Below are 10,135 nucleotides of genomic sequence, written 5' to 3'. Positions count from 1 at the left end.
TGTCTTCAAACGAGAATAGATTGTTTGGCTGCCGTTAGCTGCGCGCGAATCCAACCGTACAGCGCCTGCATGCCTGCGCCCGTCTTGGCGGAGACTTCAACGATCTCAGCGTCTGGATTGACGCGGAGAACATTTTCTCTCGCCCGCTCCATCGAAAAATCGAGATGCGGCAAAAGATCGATCTTATTGAAGATGACCACCTTCGCGGCGCTGAACATATGCGGATATTTGAGCGGCTTGTCTTCGCCCTCCGTCGTTGAAAAAGTCACAGCCTTGGCGTGTTCGCCAAGATCGAAGAGGGCCGGACATACGAGATTGCCGACGTTTTCGATAAACACGAGCGAACCCACGCTCGGCTTGAGTTCGGAAAGGGCGCGCGCGATCATTTCCGCGTCGAGATGGCATCCAGTCCCGGTATTGACCTGAACCACCGGCCCGCCCGCCGCGCGAATGCGCTCGCCGTCATTCGACGTCGCCTGATCGCCCTCGATGACAAACAGCGGCAGTTCGCACGATAAGTCCGTGATGGCGCGCTCCAACAGCGTCGTCTTTCCGGCGCCGGGCGAACTGAGAAGATTGAGCGCCACGATCTCGCGGCCTGCGAGCCAGGCCCGACATTTGGCGGCGATTGCGTCGTTCTTCGCGAGAATCCGCGCTTCCATGTCCACGCGGCCGTGGGAATGCTCGTGAGCATGATCATGATGGCTATGATCGTGAGAATGTGCGTGGCTGTGATCAATCCCGTGAGCATGATGATGTTCTTCATGAGCGTGATGATGCTCACCACGAGAATGATCGTGGCCATGATCGCCCGCGCCATGCGAATGACCATGGCCATGCCGACCATGCTCGGGCCCCGCGATCTCCGCGCTTGCGCCGGTCTGCAGATTGGTCATCGTGGTCCCCTGCCCTTGGCAGCCGCAGCTCGTGCACATTATGCAGCCTCTTCAATTTCGATGCTTTTGATATTCAGCTCGTCGCCGCGCAAGCGCTCAAACTGACGAGAGCCGCAAGGACACGCCGAGAGCATGTCGGGCGTGGGAAACTCGGCGCCGCAGATGTCGCAACGCGCCTCGGCCTCGACTTCGCGGATGTCCAGCGTCGCGTCCTCGAGTGGCGTGCCTCGAGCGACCTCCGGAAAGCAGAAGGCGACGGCTTCCGGCTCAACGCCCGACAATTTGCCGATCTCGATCGTCACGCGGCGCACGGCGCGGCCCTCGGCGGCCTCAGACGCCAGTTCGACGATGCTGCAAACGATCGAGAGTTCGTGCACGTCGGCTCCTTTAGCAGATGCGCGGCAATTGCTCGCCGACCAGCATGTCAACGATGCGGCGGCCGCCGAAAATGGTGCGCATGGTGACGCGACCCGCCGGCTCGCCGGCGACGACATTGCCGATAATGGCCGCCTGTCGTCCTAGCGGGTGCGCGCGCATCGCATCGATCGCCTGCTCGGCCTCGTCGGGCGGCGTAATCGCGACGATCTTGCCTTCGTTGGCCAGATAGAGCGGATCGAGCCCAAGTATTTCACAAAAGCCTCGTACCTCATCGCGAAGCGGCGTGGCCATCTCGTCGATTTCGATGGCGACCTGAGCGGCTTCGGCGATTTCATTGAGCACGGTCGCGATGCCGCCTCGCGTCGGATCGCGAATGAACCGCGTGTTCGGCGCCGCGTCGAGCAGGCTGGCGACAAGATCCTGCAGCGGTGCGCAATCGCTTTCGATCGGCGACTGCAACGCCATGTCGCCGCGCGCGCCAAGGATTGCAGCGCCGTGATCGCCGAGAAGCCCGTTGACGAGTACCGCATCGCCTAATCTGGCGCGATGGACGCCAAGCTCGACGCCCGCTGCGACGACGCCAATGCCGGTCGTCGTGATGAATATTCGATCGCAAGCGCCCTTGTTCACGACCTTGGTGTCGCCAGTGACGATCTTCACCCCCGCTTCCTGCGCAGTTGTCGCCATTGACTTGGCGATTTGGCGCAGCAAGTCGATGGAAACGCCTTCCTCCACAATCACCGCACAAGAGAGATAAAGTGGAAGCGCGCCGCCCACGGCAAGGTCGTTCACCGTGCCGCAGACCGCAAGCCTGCCAATGTCGCCTCCAGGGAACACCAGCGGATCAATAACAAATGAATCCGTCGTGAAAGCGAGGCGATCGCCATATTGGGCAAGGCCCAAGAGGTCGATCTGCGCAGAATCGTCGAGCAGCGCCAATAATGGGTTATCGAAGGCCTCGACGAAGACGTCGTCGACCAAATCCTTCATCGCCTTGCCGCCGCCGCCATGCGCCAACGTGACGGTTGGCGCATGCACCTTGCCGCGTGGACGTCGGAACGGGAAGGAGACCATATTCATGCGGCGCTCGCCTCCGCTTCGTCGCGTCCGCGCTTCACGCCGCCATATTGATAATAGGCGGCGCATGCGCCCTCGGACGACACCATCAGCGCGCCGAGCGGCGTCTCGGGCGTGCAAGCGCGACCGAAAACCTTGCACTCCCACGGTTTGATAACGCCCTTAAGGACTTCGCCGCATTGGCAGGACTTGGGATCGGCTATCCGTGCGTTTGGCACCGCAAATTTGCGCTCGGCGTCGAAGCGCGCATAGGCCTCTCGGATCTTCACGCCCGAGTGGTCGATCGACCCGAGACCGCGCCATTCGAAAAACTCGCGAAGTTCGTACACTTGCGCAACCGCCTCGAGCGCCACGGCGTTACCGGCCCGCGGCGCCACCCGCGCATATTGATTTTCGATCTCGCAACGCCCTTCGTCGATCTGCCTCAGCAACATCCAGATCGATTGTAGAATGTCGAGAGGTTCAAATCCCGCGATCACCATCGGCCTTTTATAGTAGCGCGCGATAAATTCGTAAGGCGCATCGCCGATCACCATCGAAACGTGCCCCGGTCCCAGAAATCCGTCGAGCCGCAGGTCTGGACTGTCGAGAATCGCCTTGATCGTCGGAACGATGGTGATGTGGTTGCAAAAGACCGAAAAGTTCTTGATCCCTTCGCGCTCGGCCTGCAGCACGGTTAACGCCGTCGACGGCATGGTCGTCTCGAAGCCGATGCCGAAGAACACCACCTCCCGCGTGGGGTTTTGACGTGCGATCCCCAGCGCGTCCATCGGCGAATAAACCATCCGCATGTCACAGCCGTCGGCCTTGGCCTGAAGCAAACTCTTTCGGGAGCCCGGCACGCGCATGGCGTCGCCAAAAGTTGTGAAAATCACCTCGGGCCGCTCGGCGATGGCGACGCAATCATCGACGCGTCCCATTGGCAGCACGCAGACCGGACAGCCTGGCCCATGCACCAGTTCGATGGATTTCGGCAGCATCCCTTCAACGCCGTATCGGAAAATCGAATGCGTGTGCCCGCCGCAAACTTCCATGATCTGTAACGGCCGAGTTTCATCGCGCTTCATTCGCGCAAGTAGCCTTTCGATCTCCTTGACCAGGATTTCGGCCTTTGCCCGATCGCGAAACTCGTCGACGAATTTCATGCGGCGACATCCTTGTCTATGGCCGAGCCGCGATCGCCGGCGAGCAGCGTGTGAACGAGATCCCAGAGGATGTGGTAGGCGGCGACGTGACACTCCTGAATGCGGTGAACCGACATGGTTGGCACGACAAGGCAGTGATCGCAGACGTTCGTCATCTTGCCGCCGTCACCACCGGAAAAGCCAATGGTCGTCAGACCCATCTCCCTCGCCTTGACAAAGGCGGCGATCAGATTTGCGGAATTGCCGCTCGTGGAGAGCCCGATGAGTCCATCTCCCTCACGCGCATGTGCGATAAGCTGACGCACGAAAACATGCTCGAATCCGACGTCATTGGCGACTGCGAAATTCATCGCAACGTCGGCGGTAAGATTTATGGCCGCGAGCGCCGGCCGACCGGCGGTGATTGGATGGAGAAACTCGACGGCCACGTGGGACGCGTCGCAGCTCGAGCCGCCGTTGCCCATGGTGAACATCCTGCCACCGCGGCGATAAACGGCGGCGAGCGCCTTTGCCGCGCCGAGCAGAACAGTCGCCCGTTCGGCAAAAAAATTCGCATTTGTCTCGCGCGACTCGCGCGCCTTTTCTTCGATCGAATGCAGCAAGGCCGCGTCGACGGCGGCAGGATCCTGCTCTTTGCCATGCAGGAACGGATAAAGGAGCTCCAATGCGCTCTTGCTGGTCATGAGCCCTGTTCCTCCGCCGTAACTGCGTCGGCCGGCGTTCGCATATTTTCAAGCTCGGCCTGCAGATCGCCGAGTTCTTTAAGCAGCCTCAGCGTCTCGGCGGCCTCCGCCTCGTTGATCCGGCTCATTGCAAAGCCGACATGCACGAGAACCCAATCGCCGACGCAAGAGTCAACAGGATGCGCGTCATCGACGACGCAGCTGATATTGATCTGCCGGCGCACCCCGCTCACGTCGACGGTCGCGATGAGATCGTCTGCATTGTCTATGCTAACGATGCAGCCGGGAATGCCGAGACACATGTGTGGTTCTCTCCAGCTCTTTTCAGGTCAGCTGTTCTCATCAGACGTGCGGCGCCGATCGCGGCCTGGCCCAGCGAGAGCCCGCCGTCGTTGGCGGGCGCGTCAGCATGGGTCAGCACCTCGTATCCTGCTTCTCGCAAACTCTCGTGGACGCTTTCAAAGAGTAGGCGATTCTGGAAGCATCCGCCGGAAAGCGCCACCGTTTCAAAACCTCGCTCGTCCGCTAGCCGCGCGACGACTTCACCGATCGCATTTTCAAGGCCAAGGTGGAACCGGCGAGTGATCGCTGATGCAGCAACTTCTTCCCGCAGATCATCGCGTATCGCGCGCCACATTGGCGCCGGGTCGATCTCAATGAGTTCAGACCCGGAAATGTCAAACTGATAGCCGCTGTCTTCGTTCAACGCCGTGGCCGCAAGCGCCTCGATTTGCGCCGCCGCCTCGCCTTCATAAGCCTGACGGTCGGCGCAGACGCCGATCGCCGCTGCGACCGCATCGAACAAACGACCGCAAGAGGAGGCTAGCGGCGAATTGACGCCTTGCGCGATCATTCTGTCGATCGTCGCAAGAGGCTTGCCTTCGAATGCGATCCATTCGTCTGCCAGGCGTGCAGCGTTGAGCTCGCCCGCCGCTCTGAGATGCGCATAAAGATTGCGCCAGGGCTCGCGCGCCGCCTGAGCGCCCCCGGGCATAGCGATCGGCTTCAATCGCGCCAGCCGCTCATAGCCATGATAATCCGCCAGTAAAAATTCCCCGCCCCATATCGCGCCGTCGTCGCCAAAGCCGAGGCCGTCGAGCACGATCCCGAGCGCCGGCGGCGCCTCGAGCGGTCGGCCGTTCTCGGCAAGGCAGGCGGCGACGTGAGCGTGATGATGTTGCGCCTCAATCAGCTGTGCGCCGCGTCTTTCGGCCTCGACGCGCCCTAGTTTCGACGAAAGATACTCCGGATGCCGGTCGATCACGATCGCGGACGCCGCGTGATCGAACATTCGCTCATAGAGAGAGAGATTCTTTCGATAGTCATTGAACGTCGCAGCGTTTTCGAGATCGCCCTGATGCTGCGACAGAACCGCCTCTCCGTCCTTGAGCAGACAGAACGTAGACTTCAGCTCGCCGCCCATCGCGAGCAGGTCAGGCGCGCTCTCAAAGCCCTTGGGTAACCGAAGCGATGCCGGCGCGTAGCCGCGAGAGCGGCGAAGAACTCTCGATCGCTCGCCCATGATCCGCACGACCGAGTCATCGACCCGATTGGCGATAGCGCGATCATGCGTCAAAGCGAAAGATGCGATATCGGCAAGTTGTCGACACGCCTCGGCGTCATCGACGACCGCAGGCTCCTCCGAAATATTGCCGCTCGTCATCACGAGCGGATGCTCGAACTGCTCTATCAATAATAAATGCAACGGCGTCGTCGGCAGCATGAAGCCGAGCGTATCGAGTCCGGGCGCTACAGCCTGAGGCAGGCGCTTCTGACCCGTCGCCCGCAGCAGAACAATCGGGGCTTCGACACTCGTGAGTTCGCGCTCCTCGAGAGCATCAACCGCGCAGTAGCGACGTATCACGGCAAGATCGCGCGCCATCAGCGCAAAAGGCTTTGCGTCACGGCGTTTCAGCAGACGTAGACGCGCGACAGTCTCAGGATTCGTTGCGTCGCACGCCAGATGATAGCCGCCGAGCCCCTTCACGGCGATGATGTCGCCTCGCGCGATGAAGCGGGCCGCAACTTCGATCGCGTCGCCGTCGCCGTCGCGCGGAAGGTCATCCTGGCCTAAGGCAATGAACGATGCGGTCGGACCGCACGCCGAACATGCCACAGCTTCGGCGTGAAAACGACGATCCCTTGGATTGCGGTATTCCGCCTCGCACGCTTCGCATAGCGCGAATGGCGCCATTGTCGTCGTCGCACGGTCATAGGGAATGGCCGTCACAATGCTGAGTCGCGGTCCGCAATGCGTGCAATTGGTGAAAGGATAGCGAAAGCGGCGCTCGCTGGGATCGCGCAACTCCGCCGCGCAGGCCGCGCAGAGCGCCGCGTCTGGCGCGACTTGCGTGCGGGCGTTTCCGCCGATGCTTTCGGCGATGCGGAAATCCAGCGGCAGCTTACCGCTGTATCGTTGCCTCTCGATGCCATCGATATGAGCAAGCGGCGGCGGTTCTCGCTCGATTTGTCGAAGTAACGCCACAATTTGCGATTGATCGCCGCTGACGCGGATCAATACGCCCTCGCCGTCGTTGAGAACCTCGCCGGCAAGGCCAAGTTCACGCGCCATCCTCCAGACCGTCGGGCGAAAGCCGACGCCCTGCACGCGACCACGCACCCGAAATTCGAGCGCCTGCGATTGCTCCGCCACGAAACTCATAATGCTCTTGTGGCCTCACATATTGCTGATCTTGATGTAACGATAGATGTCTTTCGCGTTCATGATCAGCAATCCAAGGATGATAACCCCAAGGATGATCCCCGCAATCTCCCATCCGCTCATGACATTCTCCTTTCGGCCGATAAGAGCGCGCCGCGCGAGCCCCCGGCGGGTGACGGCGCCATCATTTCATCGATCAGTTCCTCTATTGTCTCAGCAGCGACATCGACGGCCGCAGCGACTGGCCCGCTTAGACCCATGACCCCATCGTCACCGCCGAGCGTCAGCGGCTCGCAGGCGACGAGGAGCACACGCCGGCAAGTTCCGCCAAGCGCGGACACCAAACGAAGAACTTTCGCCGGATCGAGATCATGTGGCGAAAGCGCCAAATCCTCCAGCGAGTTATTTTCAGCCTCGACCGGCGCTGGCTCCACGATCGAGACCACGCCGGGCGCTTCCCCTCGCTGCGCGGCGTCCACGAGAATGACGGCGTCATAGCCCTCCATCAGCGCATAGGTAAGATCGATCCCACGAATGCCGAAATCGATCACTTGCACGCCATCTGGGAGCACGCCTTGTGAAAGCCGCCGCGCCACCTCGACTCCGAAAGCGTCATCACCATTAAAGATGTTGCCAATACAGGCGACGAGGATCGACGTCATGGTCCTTCTCCAGCAGCAATCGGTTCGACCTCCTCCTGACTGAAAAAGAAACGATGACCGGGAAAGCCTTCTGCGCCGAGATCGCGCCCAGGGTCGTCAATCAAAGTCACAGCGACATGAACACGGTCCTCGAAATCGCGCTCGATCGCCTCGACAACGGCGACCTTGTCTCTGAGCGCGATATCCATGATGTCACCGCCCGACTTCGGACGTAGCCGCACGCGGGCGCCCACACACAGAGCGCGGCCGCTTTCCAGCAGTGAGACGAGCCTAGGCTTCTCACGCTCTTTGATCTCTGTCAGCGCATCCGTCAGACTGGTTTGCGATTGACCGTCGCGCATGACGCCATGCAACCGCGCCATATCTTCGGCCGTCAAGGCGTGCGTGCGCTCCAAAAGCGCACGCGCACGCGCGTCGACACAGGCCATCTCACGTTTCTCGGCGTCGGTCATCGCGAGGATGCGAAGCGTTAAGATTTCGTCGATCTCGGTGCCGTCGAACAAATCGCCAGGACTTTCCGGCGCGATCGCCGGGTGATCATAGAGGATGATCGGCGAAGAGAGCACAGCGCGATTGTCTCGACCGCCGACGAGCACAGGGAAGGCGCCGACATTTCGACATTGCGCCGCAGCCTCGCGTAGATCGTCGGGAGGATCGAGCAACGAGACGAAGGCGCCGTCTTCGACGATCAGGATTGTATGCGTTGAGGCAAAGGCGCGAAGCTGCGCCGCCGCACGGTCTTGGCGATGGGCCTCGGCAAGCGGCGTGACGTTTTCGATCCGAACGGTCAGCTTCCATAGATCGGGCGCGAGCCTCTGCGCCTTCGCTTCGACGACGCCTTCGATCGTATGGGACGAACGAACGAAAGCAGCGACGACGCGGCCGTCCCCAGTCCTTACCGGCTCGAAATCACGCGCGCCTTCAAAGCGGAACGGCGTTGCGAGAATGGCATCTTGAATATCGATCGGCCGCATCGGCTCCAAAGCGACCTCTCGTTCAATTGCCTCTTCCCAGGCCAGCAGCTCGCGACCATCGACATTAAGGTTCGGAACGAGCGTCAATGCCGGCTCTTCTTGTTCCGGCGGCTCTTGCGCCGGCGTCACGAGTCGTCCGACCTCGCGGTTAACAACTTGCAAGAAACGGATATGGACGCGAAACACCGCATGTTCCCCGCCCCGGAGCAGAATCTGCGTCTCCATCAGCGACGAATCGCCCTGCTGATCGAACGCCTTTGGAAACACGCCGCCGAAGGTCCACCGCTGACGATTTTTGATCGACGATGGCCGGTAGGGATAGAGAATGTAGCCCTCATAAAGAACAGCATTGGTAATCGCCTTGATGGAGTCGAGATTCATGTCGCCTCCGCGGCTTTCTTTTCGAGCAGCGACTGCAAGGCGCCTTCGAATGTCGGGAACCCGCGCAGTCGCCGGTAGCTGTCCAACTCCTCGAAAGCGTCACGATGCAGACGAAGCCACATGCTTTGCGGATAGTAATCTTCCATCATGGCGCGCCATGCCGCAATGGGCAGGCGATAAGCGCTTTCCTTACTCCAAGGAATCTGTTCAATCTGTACCCTGCCTTCGCTGTCGCGATAAAATATTGAGCCGCTGAAAAGGAATCTGAGAGGGACGTCGCCCTGCTCGAGGCCGTGGAAATATTTCGTCGCCGCTATATTAAAATCATAGCTGCACGGCGCCGGCAGATCGACTTCCAGCTTCGAATCGATCGCGGGAGTGGAAACATTCGCATGAATCCAAAGGAGACTGCGCAGCGTCTCGCCCCACCGTGAAGGATGGCCGAAGAGATCAGAAAGTCTCTCCTGCTCGTTGCCGGCATATCTCCGCCGCATTGGCTCAATGCGGATCTGGCAGTTCAGCATCACGTTAAGGACAGGCAGCTCAGGCGTCCGGTTGACGACATGCAGGGCGAACAACAGCAGGGGCGCAGCTGAATATTTTTCGACTCTGACGTCTTCGATGCTGAAGTCGAGATCAACCATGCGCCGCCTCCGCCATCTCGACGCCATCGCGCAGCTTTTGAAAATAGTCTTGAACAGACTCCCAAACCTCGGCGCCGCCTGATAATCCGCGCCAATGCCTGCGCATTACCCCAATCAGGGCATAGCAGCGATCGATGGAAACGAGGTAATATTCTCGGGCGCCATTCATTCGATTGACAAGCAGCGCCTCTACATCCGGATGTAGGTCGGTCAGCACTGGATTTGCATCGATTAAGCGGGCCCATGCGTCATCGGCGAAATACGCCTCGATCGCTCCAGCTGGTCCTGGATAAATCGCTAGCGGGCGTTGCGCCGGCGTGCTGCGGAAAATGAAAGCGAGGTCAATCGGTATGTAATAGCTCTGCCATTCCGCGTCGTTCAGCTCGAAATTATGCAACGGATGGATACGCGGGTTTACGATGGCAAAGCGCTCTCCCTCGCCCAAGAGGAGCGCGCATTGAGGACAGGCGCAAAAGAACTTTCGTGTCACGCGTTCGATCAAATGCGTGTGCCGCGGATCAATAGGCTTCGAGCAGAAGTCGCAATGCTCCTCTTGTGCTACGGATAGGATTCGCCGCAGCCGAGACGCCCAGTTACCTGATTGTATCCTTTCCATGCCTTCGCGCCTCTCTC

The 10,135-nt window shown here is 60.0% G+C and carries 11 protein-coding genes; all 11 read right to left on the bottom strand.

Annotated features, from left to right (window positions below; genetic code table 11):
• Positions 1-5: 5 nt before the first annotated feature.
• The 11 genes from hypB to FEV16_RS01605 all read right to left on the bottom strand — a co-directional run bounded on the left by hypB (position 6) and on the right by FEV16_RS01605 (position 10,118).
• Positions 6-896 (bottom strand): hydrogenase nickel incorporation protein HypB, encoded by an 891-nt coding sequence (gene hypB / locus FEV16_RS01655; RefSeq protein ID WP_246657117.1) that lies wholly within the window; start codon positions 894-896, stop codon positions 6-8.
• A 38-nt stretch (positions 897-934) separates the two neighbouring features.
• Entirely contained in the window at positions 935-1,273 is a 339-nt protein-coding gene (locus FEV16_RS01650) for a hydrogenase maturation nickel metallochaperone HypA (RefSeq protein WP_138165868.1), read from the bottom strand.
• Positions 1,274-1,283: 10 nt separating this feature from the next.
• Positions 1,284-2,354, bottom strand: a complete 1,071-nt coding sequence (gene hypE, locus FEV16_RS01645; RefSeq protein ID WP_138165867.1) for a hydrogenase expression/formation protein HypE — start codon at positions 2,352-2,354, stop codon at positions 1,284-1,286.
• Positions 2,351-3,496 carry a hydrogenase formation protein HypD gene (gene hypD, locus FEV16_RS01640; RefSeq protein WP_138165866.1) on the bottom strand — a complete coding sequence of 382 codons (1,146 nt, stop codon included), beginning with the start codon at positions 3,494-3,496 and terminating at the stop codon, positions 2,351-2,353. Before hypD ends, hypE begins: the two co-directional genes overlap by 4 nt.
• Entirely contained in the window at positions 3,493-4,179 is a 687-nt protein-coding gene (locus FEV16_RS01635) for an SIS domain-containing protein (protein WP_138165865.1), read from the bottom strand. Before FEV16_RS01635 ends, hypD begins: the two co-directional genes overlap by 4 nt.
• Positions 4,176-4,481, bottom strand: a complete 306-nt coding sequence (locus tag FEV16_RS01630; RefSeq protein ID WP_138165864.1) for a HypC/HybG/HupF family hydrogenase formation chaperone — start codon at positions 4,479-4,481, stop codon at positions 4,176-4,178. The genes FEV16_RS01635 and FEV16_RS01630 overlap by 4 nt, the downstream gene beginning before the upstream one ends.
• Positions 4,445-6,841, bottom strand: a complete 2,397-nt coding sequence (gene hypF, locus FEV16_RS01625) for a carbamoyltransferase HypF (protein ID WP_138165863.1) — start codon at positions 6,839-6,841, stop codon at positions 4,445-4,447. The genes FEV16_RS01630 and hypF overlap by 37 nt, the downstream gene beginning before the upstream one ends.
• Before the next feature lie 119 nt (positions 6,842-6,960).
• The gene (locus tag FEV16_RS01620) at positions 6,961-7,503 is read right to left on the bottom strand and encodes a hydrogenase maturation protease (RefSeq protein WP_138165862.1); all 543 of its coding nucleotides are present in this window, start codon (positions 7,501-7,503) and stop codon (positions 6,961-6,963) included.
• Positions 7,500-8,858 carry a hypothetical protein gene (locus FEV16_RS01615; RefSeq protein WP_138165861.1) on the bottom strand — a complete coding sequence of 453 codons (1,359 nt, stop codon included), beginning with the start codon at positions 8,856-8,858 and terminating at the stop codon, positions 7,500-7,502. Before FEV16_RS01615 ends, FEV16_RS01620 begins: the two co-directional genes overlap by 4 nt.
• Positions 8,855-9,502, bottom strand: a complete 648-nt coding sequence (locus FEV16_RS01610) for a DUF6084 family protein (RefSeq protein WP_138165860.1) — start codon at positions 9,500-9,502, stop codon at positions 8,855-8,857. Before FEV16_RS01610 ends, FEV16_RS01615 begins: the two co-directional genes overlap by 4 nt.
• Positions 9,495-10,118: a DUF5947 family protein gene (locus FEV16_RS01605; RefSeq protein ID WP_138165859.1), complete on the bottom strand. Its 624-nt coding sequence runs from the start codon at positions 10,116-10,118 to the stop codon at positions 9,495-9,497. Before FEV16_RS01605 ends, FEV16_RS01610 begins: the two co-directional genes overlap by 8 nt.
• Positions 10,119-10,135 lie beyond the last annotated feature (17 nt).

The sequence above is a fragment of the Methylocystis sp. B8 genome (assembly GCF_005771425.1).
Lineage (GTDB): Bacteria > Pseudomonadota > Alphaproteobacteria > Rhizobiales > Beijerinckiaceae > Methylocystis.
Note: the sequence above shows the minus strand (reverse complement) of the source record. Positions and strands in the feature narration are given on the sequence as shown.